The 25,661-nt window shown below is 67.1% G+C and carries 20 protein-coding genes; 11 read left to right on the forward strand and 9 right to left on the reverse strand.

Features of this window, described 5'->3' with window-relative positions:
- The first annotated feature begins 2 nt into the window (after positions 1-2).
- From DIE23_RS32970 to DIE23_RS40915, 6 genes are all read left to right on the forward strand, one after another.
- The gene (locus DIE23_RS32970) at positions 3-1,352 is read left to right on the forward strand and encodes a hypothetical protein (protein WP_124616265.1); all 1,350 of its coding nucleotides are present in this window, start codon (positions 3-5) and stop codon (positions 1,350-1,352) included.
- The gene (locus DIE23_RS32975) at positions 1,333-4,881 is read left to right on the forward strand and encodes an ImcF-related family protein (RefSeq protein WP_124616267.1); all 3,549 of its coding nucleotides are present in this window, start codon (positions 1,333-1,335) and stop codon (positions 4,879-4,881) included. The genes DIE23_RS32970 and DIE23_RS32975 overlap by 20 nt, the downstream gene beginning before the upstream one ends.
- Before the next feature lie 101 nt (positions 4,882-4,982).
- The gene (gene tssF / locus DIE23_RS32980; protein WP_124616314.1) at positions 4,983-6,788 is read left to right on the forward strand and encodes a type VI secretion system baseplate subunit TssF; all 1,806 of its coding nucleotides are present in this window, start codon (positions 4,983-4,985) and stop codon (positions 6,786-6,788) included.
- A 50-nt stretch (positions 6,789-6,838) separates the two neighbouring features.
- Entirely contained in the window at positions 6,839-7,321 is a 483-nt protein-coding gene (gene tssJ, locus DIE23_RS32985; protein WP_260436284.1) for a type VI secretion system lipoprotein TssJ, read from the forward strand.
- Between the two features lie 168 nt (positions 7,322-7,489).
- Positions 7,490-8,548: a hypothetical protein gene (locus tag DIE23_RS32990; RefSeq protein WP_124616271.1), complete on the forward strand. Its 1,059-nt coding sequence runs from the start codon at positions 7,490-7,492 to the stop codon at positions 8,546-8,548.
- Between the two features lie 241 nt (positions 8,549-8,789).
- The gene (locus DIE23_RS40915; RefSeq protein WP_124616316.1) at positions 8,790-8,972 is read left to right on the forward strand and encodes a zinc-ribbon domain-containing protein; all 183 of its coding nucleotides are present in this window, start codon (positions 8,790-8,792) and stop codon (positions 8,970-8,972) included.
- A 147-nt stretch (positions 8,973-9,119) separates the two neighbouring features.
- Here DIE23_RS40915 and DIE23_RS33000 read toward each other — a convergent pair whose 3' ends face one another.
- The 5 genes from DIE23_RS33000 to DIE23_RS33020 all read right to left on the reverse strand — a co-directional run bounded on the left by DIE23_RS33000 (position 9,120) and on the right by DIE23_RS33020 (position 14,261).
- Positions 9,120-9,851, reverse strand: coding sequence for an HAD family hydrolase (locus tag DIE23_RS33000; protein ID WP_124616318.1), 732 nt, complete (start codon positions 9,849-9,851; stop codon positions 9,120-9,122).
- Between the two features lie 29 nt (positions 9,852-9,880).
- Positions 9,881-10,852: an ornithine cyclodeaminase family protein gene (locus DIE23_RS33005; RefSeq protein ID WP_124616320.1), complete on the reverse strand. Its 972-nt coding sequence runs from the start codon at positions 10,850-10,852 to the stop codon at positions 9,881-9,883.
- Between the two features lie 161 nt (positions 10,853-11,013).
- Entirely contained in the window at positions 11,014-12,144 is a 1,131-nt protein-coding gene (locus tag DIE23_RS33010; protein WP_124616273.1) for a DSD1 family PLP-dependent enzyme, read from the reverse strand.
- 112 nt (positions 12,145-12,256) lie between these two features.
- Positions 12,257-13,183: a LysR family transcriptional regulator gene (locus DIE23_RS33015; RefSeq protein ID WP_124616275.1), complete on the reverse strand. Its 927-nt coding sequence runs from the start codon at positions 13,181-13,183 to the stop codon at positions 12,257-12,259.
- 163 nt (positions 13,184-13,346) lie between these two features.
- Complete coding sequence (locus DIE23_RS33020; protein ID WP_124616277.1) at positions 13,347-14,261, reverse strand: NAD(P)/FAD-dependent oxidoreductase; 915 nt, start codon at positions 14,259-14,261, stop codon at positions 13,347-13,349.
- A 153-nt stretch (positions 14,262-14,414) separates the two neighbouring features.
- On the opposite strand from DIE23_RS33020, the gene DIE23_RS33025 reads away from it, so the two are divergent.
- From DIE23_RS33025 to DIE23_RS33040, 4 genes are all read left to right on the forward strand, one after another.
- A complete protein-coding gene (locus DIE23_RS33025) occupies positions 14,415-14,855 on the forward strand; it encodes an Rrf2 family transcriptional regulator (RefSeq protein ID WP_059601208.1) in 441 nt (146 codons plus the stop codon).
- A 258-nt stretch (positions 14,856-15,113) separates the two neighbouring features.
- Entirely contained in the window at positions 15,114-15,710 is a 597-nt protein-coding gene (locus tag DIE23_RS33030; protein ID WP_124616278.1) for a DUF2760 domain-containing protein, read from the forward strand.
- A complete protein-coding gene (locus DIE23_RS33035) occupies positions 15,707-17,548 on the forward strand; it encodes an Hsp70 family protein (RefSeq protein ID WP_124616280.1) in 1,842 nt (613 codons plus the stop codon). The genes DIE23_RS33030 and DIE23_RS33035 overlap by 4 nt, the downstream gene beginning before the upstream one ends.
- 5 nt (positions 17,549-17,553) lie before the next feature.
- On the forward strand, positions 17,554-20,304 hold the full coding sequence (locus DIE23_RS33040) for an Hsp70 family protein (RefSeq protein ID WP_124616282.1): 2,751 nt from the start codon (positions 17,554-17,556) through the stop codon (positions 20,302-20,304).
- A gap of 82 nt (positions 20,305-20,386) precedes the next feature.
- Here the strand turns inward: DIE23_RS33040 and ctlX are convergent, their stop codons facing one another.
- Positions 20,387-21,388, reverse strand: coding sequence for a citrulline utilization hydrolase CtlX (gene ctlX / locus DIE23_RS33045; protein ID WP_124616284.1), 1,002 nt, complete (start codon positions 21,386-21,388; stop codon positions 20,387-20,389).
- A gap of 58 nt (positions 21,389-21,446) precedes the next feature.
- The gene (locus DIE23_RS33050) at positions 21,447-22,526 is read right to left on the reverse strand and encodes an ornithine cyclodeaminase (RefSeq protein ID WP_124616286.1); all 1,080 of its coding nucleotides are present in this window, start codon (positions 22,524-22,526) and stop codon (positions 21,447-21,449) included.
- A 295-nt stretch (positions 22,527-22,821) separates the two neighbouring features.
- Here DIE23_RS33050 and DIE23_RS33055 point away from each other — a divergent pair, with 295 nt between their 5' ends.
- Positions 22,822-23,253: an Lrp/AsnC family transcriptional regulator gene (locus DIE23_RS33055; RefSeq protein ID WP_044845386.1), complete on the forward strand. Its 432-nt coding sequence runs from the start codon at positions 22,822-22,824 to the stop codon at positions 23,251-23,253.
- 168 nt (positions 23,254-23,421) lie between these two features.
- Here DIE23_RS33055 and DIE23_RS33060 read toward each other — a convergent pair whose 3' ends face one another.
- The gene (locus tag DIE23_RS33060) at positions 23,422-24,843 is read right to left on the reverse strand and encodes a sensor histidine kinase (protein ID WP_124616288.1); all 1,422 of its coding nucleotides are present in this window, start codon (positions 24,841-24,843) and stop codon (positions 23,422-23,424) included.
- A complete protein-coding gene (locus tag DIE23_RS33065; protein WP_124616290.1) occupies positions 24,830-25,495 on the reverse strand; it encodes a response regulator transcription factor in 666 nt (221 codons plus the stop codon). Before DIE23_RS33065 ends, DIE23_RS33060 begins: the two co-directional genes overlap by 14 nt.
- Between the last annotated feature and the right edge of the window lie 166 nt (positions 25,496-25,661).

Genomic DNA, 25,661 nt, shown 5'->3' on the forward strand with positions numbered 1-25,661 from the left:
ACATGCCCGTTGAACTCTCGCCAGCGGGTCTTCCATCAGCGTATCCGGCGCACGGGCCGCGCTTCTGGCCGTGGCTACTCGGCTGGCTATTGTGCTGCGGGCTCGGCGCGGCGGCGGTGCTGTTGCTGTGGCCAGCGGGCACGCCGGCGCGCGGCACGCGGTTCTGGCTGTGCCTGTTCGGCATCCCGAACGCCGTATTTTTCGCAGCGCTGGCCATCGCGCGGACGATCTACGAGGCGGACTACCTCCACGCGCTGTTCCGTAACAGGCATCGCGCAGCCTGGCTCCGCGACCGCATCCTTACGGCGCAGCGGCCGCTGCAGGTGCTCGGCGCCGGCTACTGTCTGCCATTGGGCGACAAGCCGTTCGGTGAGGTACTCGCCGGGAAGACGTCACTACTGGAGGCGCGCGTGCCTCGTAGCGGCACCGGTCGTGTGGTGCACAACCGTTTTGCCGATGACGCGCCCATGCTCCGCGAAGACCCGGATGCGCCCGCTCTATTTGATGCCGAGCTGCCAGAGGGGCACGACGCCGGGCATGTCGAGGCGTTCGCGCCGGTCGAAGCACCAGATCCGCTTGCGCCTGTACCACCCGCCGTGCGCATGATTGCGCAGGCGCTGGCACCTCTCGTGGAAAGCCTGCTCGCGCTGACGCAGTACGGCGTGAAGTACGCGCCTGCGGTGCGCATACTGACGGCCCCCGAAACGGCCAGTGTGCGTGTCGAGCAGGTCGGGCTGGCGCTGCAATGGGTTGGCCTGCCGAACCTAGAGTGCTTTGCCGTGCCGGCCACAGACGGTCTGATGGTGGCAGATGCCTGGCTGGACGCCGGCGAACAGCGACCGTTGCTGATCATCGCCGCGGAATGGCATGACGCGCCACCGCCGGGCAGTACTGAGGGCGCGGTCGCCGTGCTGCTCGGCCCGGGCGTGTTCCAGTTGCCCGAAGCGATAAGCGTGCTCGGCCTGCTGCACCGTCCGGTCATCGACGAGCTTGACGCGCTGGATGCGGTGTTGGCGAACAGCGTGCTGTGGGGCAAAACCGCTTCCGTCAGCGTCGCGACGGCGTGGATCAGCGGCCTGGACGGATCGAACGATACAAAACTGCTCGCGGCGTTGCGTACCGCCGGCCTCGCGGGCATCGCGAAACCGGAAGCCCAGCGCCGGCCCGACTCTCTCATCGGGCACGCTGGCGCAGCCGGTGGATGGTTGTCGGTTGCCGCAGCGCTCGAGGCGGCCGCCGGACCGCAACTGATCCTCCATGCACCGTCGTCAACGTCGATCGCGCAGAGCGCGATCCTGCACGTCAACGAACAAATGAATTACGAAGAACCTGATGATGAACGCTCGCAATAACATGCAGATTCTCGGGACGGCCGAGGCTGCGTCGACCGAAACGAACCGGCTGCTCGCCTGGGGACCCATATTTCTGGCACTGATCCTGGCCGGAATCGCGTTCGCACTGGTGTGGTTCAAGGGTGACCTGTTTGGCGTGCTCACGCGCGAGGCGAAGCTCGGCGCGTCGGTCTGGATTTTCCTGGCGCTCGTGGCGGTGCTTCTGCTGCACGTCGGGCTGCTGTTCGGTGGCGCATACCGCCTCGTTGGGAGGGTGTTTCGCGCCGAAGTCGGCGATCGGGGCGCCGCGGTAAAGCAGACGAGAACGCTCAAGTGCGACGCTCGCCTGCAGACCCTCTGTGATGAACTGCGCGCCACGCGCGGCTGGTGGTGGCGTTATCGAACGCGTTGGCTGCTTTTGAACGGCACGGACGCTCTGATCGAAGATGTCGCGCCCGGCCTGAAGCGCGCGGGTGTAATGCCCGTTGCCGAAGCGATCCTTGTGCATGCCGCACCGGATGGCATCGATGTCGGAGAATGGCGCCGCCAGATCCGGCAGCTACGCCGCCGACGTCCCGTCGACAGCGTCGTCCATGTCACTGATGCAAATGCACGCGAGACCGAACTGCCGCGCGCACTGGCCACACTTGCGACGGATCTCGGCTGGGCTGCGCCCGTCACGCTCCTGCACGCGGTGCCGGCCAAGGGCGGCCACCCCGAGACGTTCGAGGCAATCGGCGCGTTCCCTGGTCCGTCGCTCCGCGGTGCACAACCGGCTTCGACCTTGCGCGAGCAGCTCGCCACGATTGGGCGGTTCACTGCGGACGCTGGCGTGCGGCTCTGCGTCACGCCCACACGGGTCACCTATCTGGCCCAGATCTCCCAGTACATTGACGAACAGCGCGAGAGCATCATCTCGGGCTGGAATGCGCTATTCGCCTCGCACTGGCATCGATCCCCGCTGACCGGCGTAATGTTCGCACCTGTCTTCGAGACTTCCGTCGCTGTGCCGATGCCCGTTCCGGTGGTACCGATCGCGCTAGCCCGGGCAGAAGCGGCGGCAGTCGAGCAACCGGTAGTGTTCCAGAATCAGCCGGCCGCTCTGCTGCCCGCGTGGCGAACAATCGCGCTCCGGCGCGGTACCGGCCGGCGGGTCGGTTTCTACTGGCCCAATGTGCTGGCCTGGTTCGTAACCGTCGCTGCGGTCGCGTCGTGCGTGTGGATGACCGGTTCGTTCATCGGCAACCAGCGGCTGGTGCGCGAAGCGCGCGCGACGGCGAACGGCGCGGTCGAGGCCCGGCCGCAGACTGCAGCGGCCTGGCGCGCGCAACTCGCGTTGCAGCAGTTGATCGAAAAGCTTGAGTATCGCCAGCAGCACGGCGCACCGTGGTATCTGCGCGGCGGCCTGTCGCGCAACGACGATGTGCTCGCCGGTCTCTGGCTGCCATACCGGATCGCCGCGACCCGCAACCTGCAGACGCCCGTCGTGCAGACGATTGGCGACTTGCTCAAGGCAGCAGGACAGACGCGCGCCGATAGCCTCGAGTCGCAGGACACGCGCAGCGGCACCTACAACACGCTCAAGACGTACCTGATGCTCGGCGATCCGTCGCGTGCCGAATCCGCGTTCCTCAAACGCATGCTGGTGTCCCTGTGGCCGCGCCCGGTCGAAATGCCCCTGGGCGAGCGCGATGACACCGGCCAGCGGTTGGCGCGATTTTATGCCGAACACCTCAAGGCGCATCCTGAATGGCGCATCGCGACGAACGACGGTCTCGTGACGTCGACCCGCAATATGCTGGTTACGCAAATGGGGCTCGCGTCAGCCGACGACACGGTCTATCAGGGCATCATCGAAGAGGCGAAAGGCAAGTACGCCGACGCGTCGCTTGAAACGTTGCTCGCCGGCGCGGATGCTCGTGGTCTGTTCCTGACCTCGCAGACCGTGCCCGGCATATACACGCGTGCCGCGTGGGACGGAATGATCGCCACAGCGATCGACAAGGCTGCAAGCGAGCGGCGCACGAGCGGCGACTGGGTGCTGACCGGCGCCCAGCCGGCGCAAACCATCGGCAACACGCTGTCGCAGGGAGCGATCAGAACCGCGGCCGTGATCGACGAAAAGCATGCGGCCGAGGACCTGAGACAGCGCCTGACAGCGCGGTACTTCGCCGAGTACACGGCGGCGTGGCAGGGCATGCTCAACAGCGTCCGCTGGCAGCCGGCAGCGAACCTGAACGGCGCGATCGAACAACTGACGCGTCTCGCCGACGCGCAGACGTCGCCACTCATCGCACTGATGAAGGCGGTTCAATACCAGGCACAGGCAGGACGGCCGTCGCAGGCCCTGACTGACACGCTGGTGCGCAAGGCGCAGAGCCTGATCGGTAGCGACGATCAAACGGTCGCACCGGTCGTCAACCCGCTCGACAAGCCATTCGGCCCGCTTCTTGCGCTGATGGGCGACGCTGGTGCCGTACCGGCTGCCGGCGGCAAAGGCAACGCGGCGGCCAACATCGCGCTGAACGGCGTGAGTCTGTCGCGGTACCTGACCGCAGTCACGACGATGCGCCTGAAGCTGCAGCAGATCGCAGGCAGTCCTGACGCGCAGGCGATGGCGCGCTCGCTCGCGCAGGCGGTGTTCCAAGGCAAGCTCTCTGAGCTGTCACAGGCACGCGACGACGCGGCGCTGACAGCCGCGAGCCTCGGCACGGCGTGGTCCGGTTTCGGCGATGCGGTGTTCGCGCAACCGCTCGAGGCCGCTTGGCAGACGATCCTGCAGCCGGCTGCGGCGAGCCTGAACGAGGCGTGGCGGGCGAGCGTAGCGGCGCCTTTCAACGCGGCGATGAGCGGCAGGTATCCGTTCTTCGACACGAATGCCGATGCGTCATTTGCCGAACTCGGGCGCTATGTGCGGCCCGACACCGGCCTGATCGCACGCTTCGTTACCACGCAGCTCGCCGGCGTGCTGAAGCTCGAGGGAGATCACTGGACGCCGAACGAGCTGGCGCCGCAGGCGCTGCAGTTCGACCCGAAGTTCCTGACAGGCATCCGGCAATTGTCGACCGTTGGCGCGCAGCTCTATATGCAGGGCGATGCGAGCGAACGCTTTGAGATGATGGCACTGCCCACGCCCAACGTGACACGCTCGGAGCTGTCGGTTGACGGCAAGCAGATCGTCTACTTCAACCAGCAGGAAAACTGGACGCCGCTCGCGTGGCCCGGTACCGGCCTGAATGGGCATGCGGGGCTGACATGGCAGACACTCGACGCCGGCCTTCGGCAAGCGTTCGATTCGACCGGCGACTGGGCATTCCTGCGCCTTCTGGGCAAGGCCGACATGAAGCAACTCGACAGCACCCGCTACCAGCTGACGTGGAACACCACGAACGGCGAACCCTTGTCGTACGTAATGCGCACACAGATCGGCGCAGGACCGCTCGAATTGCTGAAGCTGCGAGGCTTCCGGATGCCCGAGCGGATTTTTATCGTCGGCAAGGCGGGCGTCGTGCCGGTATTACCGCCCCTGCCACCGGAGCTTCAGCCATGACCGACAGCAGGAACAGACCGCTGGTGCCCGAAAGGAGTCCCGGCGCTCCGCAGGAAGTGGCCGTAGGCCATGGGATGAAAGGTCGCCTGGATGACGAGCGGATGGTCCCGCAAGACGATCCATTCCTGAGATATTTCGATTCGGAAATGCGCTACCTGCGCGAAGCGGGCAGAGAATTCACCGAAGCGCAGCCGCAGGCCGCGCGCCAGCTGGGGATGACTACGCCCGGCGCGCGGGACGAGCGCGTGGAAGCAGTCTACGAGGGCTTCGCGTTCCTCGCGAGCCGGCTGCGAATGAAACTCGATGACGCACTGCCAGAAATCACTGATCCTCTGATCGCGCACCTGTGGCCGCACGCGGGCCGCACGATTCCGTCGCTGGCGATCCTCGAGTGCGGGCCGCGCGCGGGCGAGGCACGGATTCTGGATACCCTGCCAGCGGGCCTGCAGGTGCGCTCGACGCCAATCGGCACCGACGGAACAGTATGCGTTTATCGCACCACCCAACCGGTACGTCTGCTGCCGCTAGAAGTTTGCGATGCGGGCGTACGGATGCGCGAGGACGGCCGCACGGTGATCCGACTTGCATTCAATTTGCTGCATCGCGAGCAGCGCCTGCTGGACGATCTGTCGCGCATCCGCCTGTATCTCCACGGAGATCCGCCGACTGCGTCGGCGCTGTATGCCGTTTTCACGCGACAGATCGAATCGATCGGCGTGCGCATGCCGCGCCTGCTTGACGGTCAGTTGCAGCCGCAACCGGCCGTGCGTTTCGAGGCAGCCGGTTTCGGGCCGGATACCCGGCTGTGGCCGGTCGACCGTGACGCGCGCGACGCAGAGCTCGATCGCGAGCAGACAATGCTCGAGTATTTCGCGTTCCCGGAAAAATTCCACTTTGTCGACCTCTGCGGATTCAACACGGCAAGCGTGCCGTCTGGTGAGACGCGCATCGAGTTCGAGATCTTGATTGATGGCCGCATTGGCGGCGAAGTGACGTTCAACGCGAACAACATCCGTCTGTTCTGCACGCCGGTGATCAACCTGTTTGAACTGGACGCGCAGACGATTCGGCCCAACGCGCATGATCGCGATTATCCGGTACGTCCGCCCGCGTCGGCCGGCGATCATATCGAGCCTTATGACGCACTGTCGGTCCTGGCAGCTGATCCCCGCAATGCGATGCACTACGAATACCAGTCGTTCAAGGAGTTCCGACACCGCGGCGGGATGATGCGCTACGAGTCGCCTGAGCGCTACTTCCACACGTCTATCCGCCATGGCGTAACGGGACAGCGTGAGATGTGGGTAACGCTAGGTGGCCAGCTATGGGATGAACCCGGCAGCTTGCCGGACGGACACGTAACGGTCCGGGTACTGGCAAATAACGGCCGCCTGCCGCGTATGGCGCTACGCGAATCGATGATTACCGAGCCTGTATCGGCGTTTGCGGGTGTCGAGCGGGTGCGCAATCTCACGGCACCGACGATGCCGCTGTATCCGCCTCGTGGCGGCGAGTATGACTGGAAGGTGGTCTCGCACTTCAATGCGGCCGGCTCCACTGAACTGAACATGATGGATGCGAGTGCGCTGCGCGGTGCGCTGTCACTGTACGACTGGTCGCCGCTGGACGACAACAAGCGGCGCATTGAGGCAATCCACCATGTATGGCTGGACGAAGACACTGAAATTGTCGGTGCGCGAGTCGACAGGATCGTGAATGTGAACGTCGGCATCGAGCCATCGGGCTTCGCCGGTCCGGGCGATGTCGCGCTGTTCGGCGATGTGCTGAGTCGATTCGTCGGTCGCTATGCCTGCTTCCATTTCGCGGTGCGGCTCGTGTTATATGAAGGTGTGGGCGGGCCGGGCCGACGTTATCCGCGCGTAATCAAGACGGGAGATTGGCTGTGACACGGCAAACGAATTGGACGCTTCGCAGAATCCGACTTGCAGGCGCATGGGTGACGGCCGCTGCACTGCTCTCCGGCTGCGGCATGTGGCAGTCGGCAAAGGAAACGACTGTCGACGCAACACGCGCGGTATTCATCGCCAAGGTGAAACAGATGAACCTTGTCATCGAAAGCCGCGCTGCGCTGAACCCGAACGAGCAGGGCCGGTCGCTGCCGGTCGTATTACGCGTCTATCAATTGAAGGATACGAAGACCTTTGAAAAGGCAGCTTATGGTCAGCTGCTAGACGATGATCGCGCGTTGCTGAAGGCCGACCTCACCGGCAGCATGGAGGCCGTACTCGGACCCGGCGCGACGGTAAAGCTGTCGGCGCCAATGGCCGACGCGGCGCAGGCCGTGGGCGTCGTGGTTTTTTTCCGCGATCAGGGTGGTGCCACGTGGCAACTGGTGATTCCGAAATCACAGTGGAAGAAGACTGATCCCGTGAAGCTCATCGTGACGGGCAACCAGATTGAACTGGGCGCGGAACATTGACGAGGCAACGTATCGAGCGCGCGCGACGCGCTTCAGCCATCCTCACCATGACTCAGCTAGGGCCGCGGCGCTCCGCCGGCCCGATTTGCACATTCTGTCTCGACAATGCCGCGCAAGCCGGCGAGCGGACAAGTTCAAGGGCGATCTCTGCATGAAAGGAACCGACGAATGACGAGGCATGGCGGAACGCAGACAAACGCGAGGGAACACTCCCCTTTCGACTGCCTAGCGGGTCTGAACCGCCGGTACCCCGAACTGTTGCCACGGCTTGACCTGCTGCGTGCCGCACTGCAAACGGCCGGCTCGACGCCGGGCCAGACTGTCGGAGCAATCTGGGGCATGCCGTCGCACTGGTACCTGCCGTTCCATACGACTGCCCAGGCGCTCAACGACCTGCTCGGGCAGATGGATCGCATGGGAACGGAGGTTCAGCGTGTCGCCCGTTCGACGCCCACGTTGGTCAACACGCTTGCGGCGTGGCGCCTGACGCAGGGGATCTACCGGTTCGACGCGACGCTTTTTGACGAACTGTGTGCGACGCCTGTCACGGGCGCTCTGCCGACAGACCTGCTTACGCGCCTTCCGGAGTGGACCGTCTATGTCGAAACACCCGGGTTCATATGGAACGGCTCGGTACTGGACGGGGTATTTGCTCAGGCAGGTGAAATTTTTGACGGCACGGAGGGGCTCGCATTCGTCCTGAACGCGAGGGAATGCGCGACCATGCTGATTCTTCGCCTCGATCAACCATCACTGGAAGCTGCGATCGAGGTGTCGATCAATGGCGATGGCGAATCCGCACCTGCGCTTGCGACGGAAATGCGTAGCGTGCTGCCGCGTCTTGTGTCGCTGGTGTTGTATCTGTGCAGTGAGGCGCCGGAGCTGGGCGACGGTGCGTCTCTGCCCGTCAGACCGCAACCGAGGCGTACGCACCGGGGCGTCAGGATGATGCCAGCGCGACGCCCCGTCAGGTGGGAGGTGGGGACGCGCTTGGGCGCGTCGTTGCGTTCGGCATGGCAGTCGGTGAATGAGCAGGGCGAAAACGATGCCACACGCGGGTCTCATGCAAGTCCACGCGCACATATCCGTCGGGCGCACTGGCACACGATTCTGAGCGGCCCGAGGCAGAACCCCGTCCGTTCCCTGCGCTGGCTTCCGCCGATTCCGGTCAACGTGATGGAACCCGACGATCTGGTACGCACCATCCGGCCGGTCACGTCCGGCTGACTGCCGCGAGGATTCAATCCGATGAATCGTGCAGCGTGGTCGCCACGCGTTCCTGCCACCATCCGCAAGCGGGTGCAGCGTGTTCTTCCGACGTTGCCCGCACTTGGCGGATCCGGCACACCGGATTGCGCCGTGGTTTCGCGTCAGCAAGGGACAGTGGTGTCATCTCTGCGCCGTGAAGGCCAGAACCCGCACGATAGAACAGATGTAGGAGCTCGCGCAGTCGCGCGGCGGCCACTGCCTGTCGACGGTCTACCCGGGCGCACATGGCAAGATCGAATGGCAGTGCGCGAAAGGCCACGTTTGGCATGCGTCGGTCAGCAGCGTCTGGCGTGGCAGCTGGTGTCCCGAATGTGCGTGGGCGAGCCGGCGCATGGCCCGCCGGCAGAAAAAGAGCGGCAACCTGGTGCCGATCGCGGTGTGATATGTGCGGTGATACGGCTTGGAAACGGAGCAGGTAAGAATAATGTGTGCGATGAAGAGACGGGGCTGCATTACAACCGGCATCGCTACTACGACCCGAATAGCGTTCGACCCCCATCGAAGGATTCAACTGAATCCTTCGATCGCCTTAAGAACTTCTACGCCCCCCGACAGGCCCGCCGAGCACCCGACACAGCGACGACAAATCGCGCAGCGTGAGGTGTGCGGAAGCCGCTCGTTGCTGAACGTGTTCCGCGTCCGGATGCGTGTCGCGAACCAGCCACGCCGCCTGAAGCCCCGCATTCAACGCGCCGACGATATCGAGGTGGTAGTCGTCGCCGACGTGCAGCAGTTCCGCCGCAGGCACGCCGAGCGTCGCGGCGGCCGCATGGAAGATCTCCGGCTCGGGTTTCGCGAACCCGACCGCACGCGCGTTGAGCGTTGCGCGGAAGAACTCGCCGCCACCCGTCAACCGAAGGTCCGCATTGCCGTTCGTCACCGCGACCAATGGAAACCGCGCGCTCAGCCATGTGAGCGCCGGCAGCGCATCGTCGAAGAACTCGACCTGATTCCTTGCGGAATAGAACACATCGTATGCGCGGTCGGTCAGCGTGACGTCTTCGTTCGCGCGTTCGAGCGCAAGCCGGATCGATCCGATGCGCAATGCACGATAGTCTCCGACGAGATTCGGGTGCGAGCGTTCGTACTCATCGCGCAGTTGAGCCAGGGTCTGCGACGTCGGCAGCACGCTCGCGGTATTGGGCGCGTGCGCGATCAGCCACGCATGCAGCGACGCCTCGGCCCGTTCGACGGAGGGTCCGAACGGCCACAGCGTGTCGTCGAGATCGAACGAGATGGCGGAAACGTTGGTCAGGTGCATGGCGACGGAAGATACCACGCGGTTGCCGTTCACCACGGCCACGGGATCGAACGTCCCGCGCCGTTTTCGGCAGCCTGCCGATACAGGAAGCGCGCGACGGTCAGGTCCTGAAGCGCGAGTCCGGTCATGTCGAATACCGTGATCTCGTGCGGGGCACGATTGACCGACGCAACGCCAGCGAGGATGTCACCGATTTCCGTGCGCGGCAAATCCGGCGCCCACTGGCACTCGCCGATGCTGCGCGCCTGCTCGTGATCGTCCACGAAAATCCGCGCGCGCTCCAGTACGCGTTCGGGAAGCTCGCGCTTGCCCGCGGTATCCGCGCCCACGCAGGTCAGGTGCGTGCCTGGCTGAACCGCATCCGCATCGAACAGCGGGCCGCCGCCCGGTGTTGCCGTGATGACCACGTCGCTGTCGGACACTGCATCGTTCCGGTCCCGTGCGACGCGGATGTTGCAGCGTTCGCGGAATGCCGATTCGAACACCGGATCGGGCTCGCCACTGACGTTCACGTACTGCACCGAGCACCGTTGCGGCAGCAGCGTGATCGCATAGTCGAGCTGGACGCGCGCCTGCACGCCGGTGCCGAATACACAGATGCGCGTGCTGTCGAGGCGGGCGAGCGCCTGCAGCCCGAGGCCGCCGGCCGCACCGGTCCGGGCGGTGGTGATCGCATTGCCATCCATGATGCAGAGCGGGCGGCCCGTGGCCGGATCGAACAGCGCGATCGTCGCCTGGTGCGGCTCGCCGCCCCGGCTCCGATTGCCGGGCCAGAACCCCGCTGCCTTGAAGCCGAGCAGATCCTGACTCGCGACGTCGCCCGACTTGATGCCGAACACGCCGCCCGTATGCAGCTTCTCGCGCACGACCGGGAACACGCGTCCGGCGCGTTGACTATGCAGCACGAAGGCTTCGCGGACCGCGGTCATCACTTGTTCGGCTTGAAGCGCCGGTTCGACGACATCCCGGTCGAGAAGAAGGAGTTGGGCGTCTGTCGGCATGATGGGCGAGCCTGTCGGGTGCGGTGCAAATCGCGGTTTTATAGTTTGTACAGATTTAGACAAATAGTCAATGCCACGCGGACGAGGGTACGGTGGCCGGCTTCTCCGTTGGAAGTCGGCGCATCACATCACCGCACCACTGGCCACTGCGCCCGCAATCCTTACCACCCGTAGAAGCGCGGCCAGGCTTGCACGGTGCCGTCGCCGCCCAGCGCGTGGTATTCCGGATGTTGCGCACCGGTCGCGCACGCGTGGTTCGGCAGGATCCGCAAACGGGTGCCGATCGGAAACCGCTTCGCGATGTCCGCGTCGGGCGCACCGTTGCGAGATACGATGCCGTGCTCCTGATTGGCCGAGCTCATGACGTACTCGCCGAGCACTTCACCGTCTTCGGTACACACCTGCCCGTAGCCGAAATCCCGCGCCTGCCGCTGCGTGCCGCGATCGCGGCTCATCGCCATCCAGCCGGCGTCGACGATGGCCCAGCCTTTCTCTTCCTGGTGTCCGATGACGGTGGTCAGCACCGACAGCGCGATGTCGGACAGCGCACACACGCCGATGTTGTGCATCACGAGGTCGAACAGCACGTACACGCCCGCGCGGACTTCCTTCACCCCGTCGAGGTGCTGCGCGGACAGCGCGGTCGGCGTCGAACCGATGCTCACGACCGGGCACGGCAAGCCGGCCGCCCTGAGGCGCTCGGCGGCGTGCACGGTCCGGCTGCGCTCCTGTTCGGCGATCGCGACCAGCGCGTCGCGGGTGTCGTATTCATAGCTGGATCCGGCGTGAGCAAGCACGCCGCCGAGCGTCATGCCGCCGTCGACCAGCGCGCGGCCGACGTCGATCAGCAGGTCGTCGTCGGGTCGAATCCCCGAACGGTGGCCGTCGACGTCGACCTCGATCCAGACTTCGAAGCGCTCGCCGTGCGCGCGCCCGAATTCGGCGATGGCGTTCGCGATCTGCAGGCTGTCGGCGACGATCTTCAGGTCGCAGCCCTGCCGGCGCAGTGCGAGCGCCTGGCCGAGCCTGGCGGGAATCATCCCGACCGCATAGACGATGTCGCGCACGCCGCTCGCGAAGAACTGTTCGGCTTCCTTCAGCGTCGACACCGTGATGCCCTGCGCGCCGGCCGCAACCTGCGCGTCGACGACGTGCTGGCACTTGGTGGTCTTCACATGCGGCCGGAACTTGACGCCCAGTGCGTCGAGATGCGCCTGCATGCGCGCGATGTTGTCGCGCATGCGATCGACGTCGATCAAGGCGGCGGGGGTGTTGAGGGGAGGAATGCCCATGATGCGTTGTCCCGGTGGGTTGCCGACACGGACACTGTAGGGCGTTTGGCAAGCAACGTGTTTAACGTGTACCAAATCGATCATTAAGCGGTATTTAACCCAGAAAAGCCGTTCATGCCTTGCCGCGCCATGGCGGCGGATCGAGAAACTGCCGAGCGGCTTCGAGGAAAACCCGCTGCCGCGCGGAGCGGCCGGTGCGCGACGGCAGCAGCGCGGTCACGGGCGCGGGCGGCAGATGCCAGTCGGGCAGCAGCCTGACCAGCTTGCCGTTCGCCAGCAGCGGCGCGACGTCCCACTCGGACCGCTCCACGATGCCGAGCCCGGCCAGTGCCCAGTCGGTGATGACGGTGCCGTCGTTCGACGACAGCGCGCCCGTGACGCGGATCACCGCCGATCGTCTGGATTCGCCTTTGCCATCCCCGGCTTGCGAGAAGCGCCAGCGCGGGATGTCCTCGTCGTTTTCGCGCAGGCACAGGCAATCGTAGCGGGTGAGGTCGGACGGATGATTCAGTGCCTTGATGCGACGCGCATAGCCGGGGCTCGCGCACAGGAAGCGCTCGTTGGGCGCGAGCGGATAGCCGATCCACGACGACGACTTCAGGCTGCCGACATGGACGACCACGTCGGCCCCCGACGCGCTGGTCAGCGGGCTCTCCGACAGGTGCAGCGAGATTTCGAGCTTCGGATGCGCGCGCTGCACGTCACGCACGATCCGCGCGACGTACTTGCGCCCGAAGCCGAACGGCGCGACGACGCGCAGCGTGCCCTGCACGTCGCCGTGGTCGCCGGAGATGTTGGCCTGCAGTGTTTCGACGCGCTCGAGAATCCCGATGGCTTCCTGATACAGCCGCTGACCTTCGTCGGTCAACGCGATCCCTTTCGGCTGTCGCACGGCGAGCCGGACGTTTAGCCTCGCCTCCATCCGCTGCAGGCGGATCGTGACCGCGGGCGGGGTGAGGTCGAGCAATCGAGCGGCGGATGCCAATGAGCGCGACGCGCCGATCGCGCGAACGAGTCGAAGGTCGTCGAGGTCGAGCATTGCATGTCTCTTAATGCTGGCGTTGCCGAGCATTAAACATCACATCGCGGGGCGAATCCATCGATGCGGCGATGGATATCGACAAGCGCGTGTGTAGATCGACGTGAACGATGCCTCGAAGAAGGGGGGATGCGGCATCACGCAGCATGCGGCTTCACCTGCGTCACGCATCGAGCCCGAAAATCAACGACCGATGCGCGCCGACCCCGGCCGCCACGCCCGACGCCGATGCGAACGTCGCATTGGTCATCAGGCTCGACGCATCGCCGGCGGCGAACACGCCGGGAACGCTCGTCTGCTTCCACGTATCGACGCGAATCGCCGAACCGAGCGGCCCTTCGTCGAACGCACAGCCGAGCTGTTGCGCGAGATCGCTCGCCATCTCCGTCCGCGCGCCGATGAACAGCGCATCGATCGGCACGACTTGCCCGTCGGCGAGCCGCAGCGCTTCGATCCGCGGCGCGTCGCCGAGGATTTCAACGACCGGCGACCGTTCGATACGTACGCCACGTGCGTCGAGCAACGCGGTTTCCTCTTCGTTCGCTTCGACCACGCCTTGCGTGAACCACGTCGTCGGCCCCCAGTCCGGAATCAGGATCGCCTGATGCACCGAAAGCGGATGCGTGGCCAGCACGCCGAGTTGGCGGCCCGACACCTCGTATCCATGGCAATACGGACAATGCAGCACGCTGACGCCCCAGCGTTGCGCGAGCCCCGGCAGCGCGGGCAACGCATCGCGGATGCCGGTCGCGAGGATCAACCGGTCGGCGCTTGCGCGGCTGCCGTCCGCCAGCGTCACGTGAAAGCGGCCGCTCGCATCGCGCTCGGCGGTGCGCGCCTCGCCGGCGATCCGCCGCACGGTCGGATAGGCCGCGAGTTGTGCGGCGGCGTCGGCGACGATCCGCGCCGGCGGCTTGCCGTCCTGCCCGAAAAATCCGTGCGCATGTTCGGCGAAACGATTACGCGGCCGCCCGGCATCGATCACGAGCACGCGCCGTCGCGCGCGCGCCAGTTGCATCGCGGCCGACAGCCCGGCAAAGCTGCCGCCGATCACGATCACTTCATGAGGGTTCTGCATGTGTTCACTCCTTTCCTGAGCGTTCCCGAATCCGTATCAAGCGAAGAACGTGCTCCAATGGCGGTCAACTCATGAAACACGAGAAGTTGCATGATAGGTCGATGGTATCATTCATGCAACTTCATGAGTTTCGAGAGTGGGAGCAACCCGTCCGTGAGAACCGACAGCCGTTTGTCGCGCATGCTGCATGCGCTGATCCACATGGACCAGGCCGACGGCCCGCTGACGTCGGAGGCGATCGCGGCGATGCTGTGCACGAATCCGGTGGTCGTGCGGCGTCTGCTCGGCGGGCTGCGCGACTGCGGCTACGTGCAGTCGGAGAAAGGCCACGGCGGCGGCTGGGCGCTCAGCGTCGCGCTGGACGACATCACGCTGCTCGACGTCTATCGGGCGGTGGGCGAGCCGCCGGTGTTTTCCGACCTGGTGGCCGAGGATGCGCCCGAGTGCCTGGTCGAACAGGCGGTCAACGCGCATCTGTCGGCCACGCTGAAGGAGGCCGAGGCGGTGCTGCTCGCGCGCTTCGGCGAGGTCACGCTCGGCATGCTGTCGCGCGATTTCGAGGCGAAGGCGGCGCGCCGCCGCAAGCCGCGCTGACGCGCCGCAACATCGCGGCCGACGGCAACTAGCCGGCAGTCCGACGTAATCCGGCGGGGGCGAAATCCGCGCGCCGTTGTGTTCTGTCCCCCAACTTCTGCCCGGTTCGCCCGCCACAGGGCAAAATACGGGTTTTCCGCACCCGAGAGGGCGCGCCCGAATCACGCGCCGGGCGGCGGCAGTGCGCAATCGCACGCCGCCGCCGGGCGCCCAGGCAAGATGCTCGCCGTGTCGCGAGCCCACAGGAGTCCAGACCCCATGCCCGAATCCAACCTGTCCTTCTTCGGCCGGCTGTCGCTGGCCGTCGGCACGTTCTTCTCCGTGCTCGGCAACCGCGAGTTCGCGGCCGGCGTGCTGCGCGTGCGCGACGGCGCCCCGGCACCGGTCGCCCCGGCACCGGCTGCGCCGGCGCCCGCCGCGGCCCCGTCACCCGCGCCCGCGCCCGTGAAGGCGCCGGCCCCCGAGCTGCGCGAAGCGAGCCCGCAAGCCGCGCTGCAACTGCTCGGCCTGCTGCAGCGCGATGCGCGCTTCATCGACTTCGTCGAGGAAGACATCGCCGGCTATGCGGACGCCGACATCGGCGCCGCCGCCCGCCTCGTGCACGACGGCTGCCGCGCCGCGCTGCGCGAGCACTTCACGATCGTGCCGGTGCGCGATGAAGCCGAAGGCAGCCGCGTGACGCTGCCGGCCGGCTTCGACGCGACGGCCGTGCGGGTGACGGGCAACGTGGTCGGCGCCGCGCCGTTCACGGGCACGGTCAGCCATCGCGGCTGGCGCGTGGCCGACGTGCGTCTGCCGAAGCTGACGGGCAGCCACGACGCATCGGTGGTCGCACCGGCGGAGGTGGAACTGTGAGCGATCCGCGCTATTCGATCGGTATCGACCTCGGTACGACCCACTGCGCGCTGTCGTACGTCGACAGCGCCGCGAGCGACGGCGAAAGGATCACGCAGCAGGTGCTGCCGATCGCGCAGCTGACCGCGCCCGGTGCGCTGGAGTCGCGCGACCTGCTGCCGTCGTTCCTCTACCTTCCGCATGAAAGCGAGCTGACGCAGGGCGACCTGACGCTGCCGTGGACGGCCTCGCGCGGCTTCGCGGTCGGCGAAATGGCACGCACCCGCGGCGCGGGCACGCCGATTCGCCTCGTGTCGAGCGCGAAGAGCTGGCTGTGCCACCCGGGCGTCGATCGCCGCGCGGCGATCCTGCCGAGCGATGCGCCGCCCGAAGTGTCGCGCGTGTCGCCGCTGGAAAGCTCGATCCGCTACCTGACGCACCTGCGCGAAGCGTGGGACCACACGCATCCCGACGCGCCGTTCGCCGACCAGGACGTGACGGTCACGATCCCCGCGTCGTTCGACCCGGCCGCGCGCGAACTGACGGCGGAAGCCGCGCGTGCCGCCGGGTACTCGCGGATGACGCTGCTCGAGGAGCCGCAAGCGGCGCTCTACAGCTGGATTCAGAAGAGCGAAGGCGGCTGGCGCAAGCAGGTTCAGGTCGGCGACCTGATCCTGTGCGTGGACGTCGGCGGCGGCACCACCGACCTGTCGCTGATCGCGGTGGTCGAGCGCGACGGCAACCTGGAACTGCATCGCGTCGCGGTCGGCGAGCACATCCTGCTCGGCGGCGACAACATGGACCTCGCGCTCGCGCACGTGGTTGCGCGCAAGCTCGCGCAGCAGGGCACGCAGGCCGATCCGTGGCAATTGCGCGCACTGACGTACGCGTGCCGTGCCGCGAAGGAAACGCTGCTGTCCGATCCGACGACCGACGCCGTGCCGCTCGTCGTGCCGAGCCGCGGCTCGAAGCTGATCGGCGGCTCGATCCGCACGGAACTGACGCGCGCGGAACTCACGCAGACGATCCTCGAAGGCTTCTTCCCGCAAGTCGACGCGGCGGCGCGTCCGGTGAGCCGCGCGCGCGTCGGCCTGACGCAGCTCGGCCTGCCGTATGCGCAGGACGCGGGCATCACGCGCCACCTCGCGGCGTTCCTCGGCCGCCAGGTCGCGGCGCTCGACACGCTCGAAGGCGTGCAGCGCACGCTGCCGCAGGGCGCGACGTTTCTGCATCCGACCGCGGTGCTGTTCAACGGCGGCGTGTTCAAGTCGACGCTGCTCACGCAGCGCGTGCTCGATACGCTCAACAGCTGGCTCGCAGCCGAAGGCGCGCCGCCCGCGCGCCTGCTCGAAGGCGCGGACCTCGATCTGGCCGTCGCGCGCGGCGCGGCGTACTACGGCTACGTGAAGCGCGGCCGCGGCGTGCGCATTCGCGGCGGCACGGCGCGTGCGTACTACGTCGCGATCGAGTCGGCGATGCCCGCGGTGCCGGGGCTGGAGCCGCCGGTGCAGGCGCTGTGCGTCGCGCCGTTCGGGATGGAGGAAGGCTCGGACGCGGCGCTGCCGCCGCAGGAGTTCGGCCTCGTCGTCGGCGAACCGGTGCAGTTCCGTTTCTTCGGGTCGTCGGTGCGCCGTCAGGATCAGGTCGGCACGCTGCTCGACTACTGGTCGCCGGAAGAGCTGCAGGAGCTCGAGGAAATCCAGGCCACGCTGCCCGCCGAAGGGCGTACGGTCGGCGAGGTCGTGCCGGTGAAGCTGCATGCGCGCGTGACCGAAGCCGGCACGCTCGAACTCGAGGCGATCCCGAGCGGCACGAACGAGCGCTGGAAGGTCGAGTTCGACGTGCGCGGCGCCGCCTGAGCGCGATGAAGCGCTATACGGTCGGCATCGACCTCGGCACGAGCAACACGGTCGTCGCATACGTCGAGGCCGGCTCCGACGCGATCCGTGTGTTCGACGTCGAGCAGCTGGTCGGCCCCGGCGCGGTGGCCGCGCAGCCGCTGCTGCCGTCGGTGCGCTATCACCCGGCGGCGGGCGAGCTGCCGCCGGACGCGCTGCGCCTGCCGTGGGCGTCTGATTCGAAGGCCGGCGCGGCCGCCGCCGAAGCGCCGCCGGCCGTGATCGGCCGTTATGCGCGCACGCTCGGTGCGCAGGTGCCGGGGCGGCTCGTCACCAGCGCGAAGAGCTGGCTGTCCCACGCATCGGTCGACCGGCTCGCGGCGATCCTGCCGTGGGGCGCGGCCGACGGCGTCGACAAGGTGTCGCCGGTCGACGCGAGCGCGAGCTATCTCGCGCACGTGCGTGCCGCGTGGAATGCACGCTTTCCCGATGCGCCGCTCGCGAAGCAGGACGTCATCCTGACGGTGCCGGCGTCGTTCGACGATGGCGCGCGCGCATTGACGGTCGAGGCGGCCAAACGCGCGAAACTGCCGGCGCTGCGGTTGCTGGAGGAGCCGCAGGCCGCGTTCTACGACTGGTTGTACGGCCAGCGCGCGACGTTGCGCGACACGTTCGCCGCGGCGCGCCGCGTGCTGATCTGCGACGTCGGCGGCGGCACGACCGATCTCACGCTGGTCGACGTCGCGCCCGGCGACGACGGCGAACCGGCCTTCACGCGCGTCGGCGTCGGCAATCACCTGATGCTCGGCGGCGACAACATGGACCTCGCGCTCGCGCGCCTGGTCGAGACGCGGCTGACCGAGCCCGGCACGCGGCTGTCGGCCGCGAGCCTGTCGCAGCTCGTCGAGCGCTGCCGTGCCGCGAAGGAGCGGCTGCTCGGCGACGACGCGCCGGCGTCCGTCACCGTGACGCTGCTCGGCGCGGGCAGCAAGCTCGTCGGCGGCGCGCGCTCGGCCGAGCTGACGCGGCAGGAGGTCGAGCAGATCGTCGTCGACGGCTTCTTTCCGCAGGTCGAGGCCGGCGAGCTGCCGCGCCGCGCGCGGGCCGCGATCGTCGAATTCGGCTTGCCGTATGCGAGCGACCCGGCCGTCACGCGCCACGTCGCCGCATTCCTGAATCGTCATGCGGAAGGCCCGCTACCCGATACGCTGCTGCTCAACGGCGGCGTGTTCCGCGCGGGCGCGCTCGCCGGCCGTCTCGCGCAGACGCTCGGCGCATGGCGCGGCGCGCCGCTCGACGTGCTGCACAACGCGCATCCGGACGTGGCGGTCGCGCGCGGCGCGGTGGCCTACGGGCTTGCGCGGGCGGGGCATGCGCCGCGCATCGGCGGCGGCTCCGCGCGCAGTTACTTCCTCGTGCTCGACGATGGTGACGGCGACGCGGCCCCGCGCGGCGTCTGCCTGCTGCCGCGCGGCGCCGAGGAAGGCCGCGAGATCCGGCTCGAGGAGCGCACGTTCGCGCTGCAGCTCGGGCAGCCGGTGCGTTTCCACCTCGTGTCGACGGTAGCCGAAACCGCGTACCGGCCCGGCGATCTCGTCGACCTGGACGGCGGCGATTTCGTGCGGCTGCCGCCGATCGCGACGGTCGTCGACCGGCAAGCCGGCGGCGACGCGCGCGAAACGCCGGTGAAACTCACCGCGTCGCTGACCGAGGTCGGCACGCTCGAAATGCACTGCATCGCGACCGACGATGCATCGCGCCGCTGGCGGCTCGAATTCCAGTTGCGCGGCGATGCGCCCGCACGGGGTGACGACGCCGCGCTCGCGCGCCATCCGCGTCTCGACCACGCGATCGAGTTGATCGATCGCTCGTTCGGCAGCAAGGCCGCGGACGTCACGCCGAAGGACACGCGACGGTTGCGCGCGCAACTTGAACAGGTGCTCGGCCCGCGCGACGAGTGGGACGTCGCGCTCGCGCGCGAACTGTTCGACGCGTTGCTCGCGCGTGCGCGTCGCCGGCGGCGTTCGGCCGATCACGAACGTGCGTGGCTGAACCTTGCCGGCTATTGCCTGCGCCCGGGCTTCGGCCATCCGCTCGATGCGTGGCGCATCGAGCAGCTGTGGCCGTTGTTCGACGACGGGATTCAGTACGTGAACGACGCGCAGGTGTGGTCCGAGTGGTGGACGCTGTGGCGGCGCGTGGCCGGCGGCCTCGACGACGATGCGCAGACGCAGGTGCGCGACGCCATTGCGTTCCTCGAACCGTCCGACGACAAGCGCCGCAAGCTGCCGTTCGACCCGGCCAAGGTCGGCCCGGCGGACATGACGCGCTTGTCCGCGTCGCTCGAACGATTGCCGGTCGAGCGCAAGGTGGAACTGGCCGAGCGTCTGATCGTGCAATTGCAGAAGCCGGCCGAGCGCACGCTGTGCGCGTGGGCGCTCGGGCGGATCGGTGCGCGGCGGCCGTTCTACGGCAGCGCGCACAACGTCGTGCCGGCCGACGTCGCGAACCGCTGGCTCGACGCGCTGTTCGCGCTGGACTGGAAGCACGTCGAACCCGCGGCATTCGCGGTCGCGCAAATCGCGCGGATGACGGGCGACCGCGAACGCGATTTGCCGGACGAAACACGTGAGGCGGTGATCAAGCGTCTGTCGGCCGCGAATGTGTCGGCCGCGTGGATCGACATGGTGCGCGAGGCGATTGCGTTCGACGAAGCCGACACGGCGCGCGTGTTCGGCGAAACGCTGCCGGCCGGGTTGAAGCTGCTGGCCGGTTGATTGAAAGGCGGGATGCTTCGATCTCGTTTGCAGATCGAAGCATCGTCCGGCCAGGCCGGACCGTCCGCCGCGGTATGTCCTCTCAGGTGTGCGACACCGGTTCGCGTTGCCGCTCCACCGATTCGATTTCCTTTACGTCATTTGCTGCCGTGCGCCGCGCGAGATGAATCCCCGCGAGCATGCAGCGCACCGAGCCGCCGGCCAGTTCGATCGTCGGCACGTCGAGCGGCAGCAGCCGCGCGGAGCGTTCGATCGTCGCGCGCTGGTCGCCGGTGAGGCAGTCGAACGCACGCCGAGACAGCGCGAGCACGCGCCCGTCCTTGCACGACAGTTCCAGCGTATTGCCCGCGAAATTCGCGATCTGCGCGTGATCGAGCGCGATCACCGTGCGGCCCGTTTCGCTCAGGCGCTGCGCGATCTCGTCGCGGCGCCGGCGGTCGGCGATCAGGTCGAGGCCGACCATCGCGAACTCGGTGGCGACGCTCATCATCACGTTCGTGTGATAGATCGGGTTGCCGTTCGCGTCGGCCGTATCGAAGCAGATCGGCTCGAAGTTGAAGTTCGTGCAGAAGCGTTCGAGCGCGACCGGATCGGCGCGGCGCGACCGCGCGGTGTACGCGATCCGCGCGACGTGGTCGAGCACCATCGCGCCGGTGCCTTCCAGGAACACGTCGTCGTATTCGAGCCCCGAGTAGTCGATCACGTCCTGCACGCGATACTCGGCCTTCAGCATCTCGACGATGTCCGCGCGCCGCTCGCGGCGGCGGTTCGCGCTGGCCATCGGATACAGCGCGATATGTCCGCCCGGATGGGTCGAGAACCAGTTGTTCGGGAACACGGAGTCGGGCGTGTCGCGCTCGCCTTGGTCGTCGAACACGTGCACGCGCACGCCTGCATTGGCGAGTGTCTGCGCGGCGGCCGTGACTTCGTCGCGCGCGGCGGCCGACACCGACGGCGTGTCGTTCGCGCTGTCGGCGGCGGTGCGCTGGAAGGCGTTGTCGGCCGCGGTCTGCGGGTTCGGCAGGAAGCGGTGCGGCCGGATCATCACGACGGCGGCCGGCGCCTGGATCGATACGAGATTCATGAACGGTAGAGGCGAGAGGCGGGGAACCGGGCGGCGCGCAGGCCGCCCGGGATGACGATCAGCGCGCGAACGCGGCGACGGCTTCGGTCACGAACGCCGCGTGACCCTGCGCGATCGCGGCCGGATCGTCGATCAGCGCGAACAGGTTCTTCGGATCGACGGCCGGCGGAATCAGCGCGATCTCGACGCCCGCGTTGTGCTGCTGCGCGAGCGCGTACAGGTAGCGCAGCGCCGAGTAGTCCTCGAGCGCGAAGCCGACCGAGTCGAACACCGTGACTTCGTCCGCGCGTTCGCGGCCGGTCGTCTCGCCCTGCAGCACGCGCCACAGTTCGGTCACCGGGAAGTCGGCCGGCATCTGCTGGATCTCGCCCTCGATACGCGACTGCGGCTCGAATTCGACGAACACGCGGCCCGCCTGCAGCACGCCCGCCTCGAGTTCGGTCTTGCCCGGGCAATCGCCGCCGACCGCGTTCAGGTGCATGCCGGGCTCGATCATGTCGGCCGTGACGATCGTCGCGTACGCCTTGTCGGCGGTGACGGTCGTCACGATGTCGGCGCCGCGCACGGCGTCGGCGGTCGACGCGGCGCGCACGACGCGCAGCGCCGGATACGCGGCGAGGTTCCGCACGAGCTTGTCGGTTGCTTGCGGATCGACGTCGAACACGCGGATCTCCTCGATGCCGAGCAGCGTGTGGAACGCGATCGCCTGGAATTCGCTCTGCGCGCCGTTGCCGATCAGCGCCATCGTGCGCGAGTCGGGGCGGGCGAGTGCCTGCGCGGCCAGCACCGACGTCGCGGCGGTGCGCAGCGCGGTGGTCAGCGTGAGTTCGGCGAGCAGCAGCGGGTAGCCGGTGTCGACTTCGGCGAGCGCGCCGAACGCCATCACCGTGTGCATCCCGCGCGCGGCGTTGACGGGGTGGCCGTTCACGTACTTGAACGCGAACAGCGACGCGTTCGCGACGGGCATCAGCTCGATCACGCCGTCGCGCGAATGGCAGGCGACGCGCGGCGACTTGTCGAAGTCGGCCCATTGCAGGTAATCGGCGCGCAGCGTGTCGACGAGCTCACGCAGGAACGGCGTGACGCCAGTCTTGGCGATCAGTCGGGCGGTGGCGGGAACGTCGAGGAAGCGGGTCATCGGTCTGTCTCCAATTTTTGCCGGTACGGGTGTCCAGGCGTCCTGGTCGACCGGGGCGGGCGCTTCGGCCCGGGCCCCGGCTCCATCAAAAGCGGTGTCGCGGCGTGTGCAGCCGGTCGATGGAGTCATTATTTCCGGGAGTCGAGCCAACAAAAAGACGGCAAAACTGGCAGATTTATCGATAGACTTGGCAAATTGCTGGCAAGATACGGCAGTTTGTACGATTTGCACTAGTCGGAATGCACGCCGTCCGGCACGCTGGCGGCCGGCTCACGTTCAACAGGAAGGTTCGCTCATGATTACGCTCGACGACGTCGACCGGCAGCTCATCGCGCTGCTGCGGGACAACGCGCGAATGCCTGTCGTCGCCCTCGCGAAGGCGTTGCGCGTCGCACGCGCGACCGTGCAGAACCGGCTGACGCGGCTGGAGAAGAACGGCGTGATCGTCGGCTATACGGTGCGGCTCAAGCCGGCGGCGGAGCGGCACCGGATCCGCGCGCTGATGTCGATCGCGGTGCAGGGCAATCGCGGCGCGGAAGTGGTGAAGGTGCTGCGCGGGCATCCGAACGTCGCGTCGATCCACAGTACCAACGGGCGCTGGGATCTGGTCGCCGAGCTGCACGCCGATTCGCTCGAGCATTTCGATCGCGTGCTCGGCGCGATCCGGTTGATCGACGGGATCGCGAATACGGAGACGAGTATTTTGTTGTCGACGCACAAGGCGTAGCGAAAAGCACGACGCGCGGTGCAACTCAGGGTAGATCGACGCGCCCCACACATCGAACGCCACGGGATGGCGCGTCATGTTGACCCGTTCCACGTCGAACGGCTGAATCCGCACTGCGCGGCGGACTATCCGCCGTGCGACTGGTTGTACGGCGGATTCTCCGGCAGCCTATGCTTCGTCCGCGCGCGTCGTCACCGGCCGCGGAAACATCAGCACCACCGCAAACCCGCCCGCATCGGGAAACGCGAACCCGACGCGCCCACCGTGCGCCTTCATCACCTCCTGCACGATCGCGAGCCCGAGCCCCGACCCCGTGCGGCGCTCGCTGCCGTCCGGCGCGATCCGCACGAAGGGCTGCAACGCCGCATCCCAATGTTCGCGCGGAATCCCTCGCCCGTTGTCGGTGACGGTCAGCGTCACGGCATCATCGACGTTGCCGGCGGTCGCGACCGACACGACGATATCGTCCGCATGTCCATGCAGCAGCGCGTTGTGCAGCACGTTCGACAATGCCTCCTGCAGACTGATCGCATCGCCGTCGATCCACGCATGCGGTGCATCGCTCGCGAACGCGACGGCCACATCGCGTTCGTCGGCAAGCGGAATCGTGCGGCCGAGCACGTCCTTCGCGAGCGCGACGAGGTCGACGGGTTGCAGCGGCACGGCCTCGATGCGATGGATCACCATCGCATGATTGAGCAACTGCCCCGTGAGGCGGCCGACATCCGAGCAGGTCGCGCGCAACGCATCGAGCCGCGCCGCATGACGCGCGGGATCGGCTTCGCCGTCGAGCAATTCGATTTGCGCGTCGAGCCGCGCGAGCGGCGTGCGCATCTGGTGCGCCGCATCTGCGATGAAGCGCTGCATCGCGTTGATCCGCTCGGCCAGCCGGCGCATCAGCCCGTTGATCGAGCCGATGATCGCGTCGATCTCGCTCGGCGTATCGACGGCCACCGGCCGCAGGTCGGCCGGGTCGCGCGAGGCGATGATCGTGCCGATCTGCGCGAGCGGCCGCAGCCCGCGCCGGATCGCGAGGCCGCTCGCGCCGATCGCCAGCACGCTCATCAGCAGGATCAGCGTCCACACCTTGATGCTCATGTCGTTCGTCAGCTGCTGTCGCGCATGGGTTGTCTGCGCAACGGTGACGAGTGCCCAGCCCGGCGTGCTTTCCTCGGGCATGTAGCGCGCGATGGTCGCGGTGCGGATCCGGTGCCCCTGGTAGACGGCGTTCGCGAACGCCGGGCCCTGTTTCGCGGCCGCGAGCGTCGCGGGGCTCGCGAGATCGTTGTAGCCGGCCACGACGACACCGCGCGAATCGACGACCTTGTAGTAGACGAGGTCGTAGCGCGACAGCGTCGACAGCGCGGCGACGGGCGGGTTCAGCGCGAGCACGCCGCCCTGCACGTACAGGTTCTCCGCCACCTGGATCGACGCGCCGGCGAGCAACTGGTCATATGCGCGTTCGGCCGCGACGCCCGCGTAATAGCGCGCGATCGCGGCGAGCGCGAGCGCGCCGGTCGCGACGACGAGCGCGATGAACAGCAGCGTGCGCCCGAACAGCGTCTTCGGGAACCAGTCAATGCGCGGCAATCTGATACCCCATCCCGCGTGCGGTGCGGATCTCGACCGAGCTGCCCTGCAGCTTCCTGCGCACGCGCGTCACGTATTGCTCGACCGCGTTCGCGGTCGGCTCGTTGCCGAAGCTGAACAGCTGGTTCAGCAGTTCGTCCTTCGAGAAGATCCGCTGCGGTCGGCTCGCGAGAATCTCGAGCAGCGCGAACTCCTGGCGCGACAGCGACAGCGGCTGGCCGTCGAGTTCGGCAAGCCGGCTGCTGCGGTCGATCACGAGGCCGCCGAGCGTCAGCACGTCGTTCGCATGGCCGCTGTTGCGACGCAGCAGCGCCTGCACGCGCGCATCGAGCTCACGGTAGTCGAACGGTTTCACGAGATAGTCGTCGGCGCCGAGGCCGAGTCCGCTCACGCGGTCGTCGATCGCGGAGCGAGCGGTGACGAGCAGCACCGGCGTCGTGCTGCCCGACGCGCGCAGGTTGCGCAGCACCGCGAAGCCGTCGAGGCCGGGCAGGTTCGCATCGAGCACGACGAGATCGAAGCGCTCGACGCGCAGCAGGCTGTTCGCGGTCGAGCCGTCGGTTTCGAGATCGGCGGCATGGCCGAGCCGCGCGAGGCGGCTGCGGATCGCCGCGCCGATTTCGGCATCGTCCTCCACGACGAGAATGCGCATGGTGCCGTTTGCAGGTAGAGGGGTTAGGGGTTTTCCCGAGGGCGGGATGTCAGCATTTTCTCAGACTCGCTCGATAACCTGTGTTCAGCCGGAGCAAGCGACGACGGCATTAATACCAGAGGAGACGGCAACATGCAGCATGTCACGGGCACGACGAAGGCGCGGC

The organism is Burkholderia sp. Bp9143 (assembly GCF_003853645.1).
Lineage (GTDB): Bacteria > Pseudomonadota > Gammaproteobacteria > Burkholderiales > Burkholderiaceae > Burkholderia.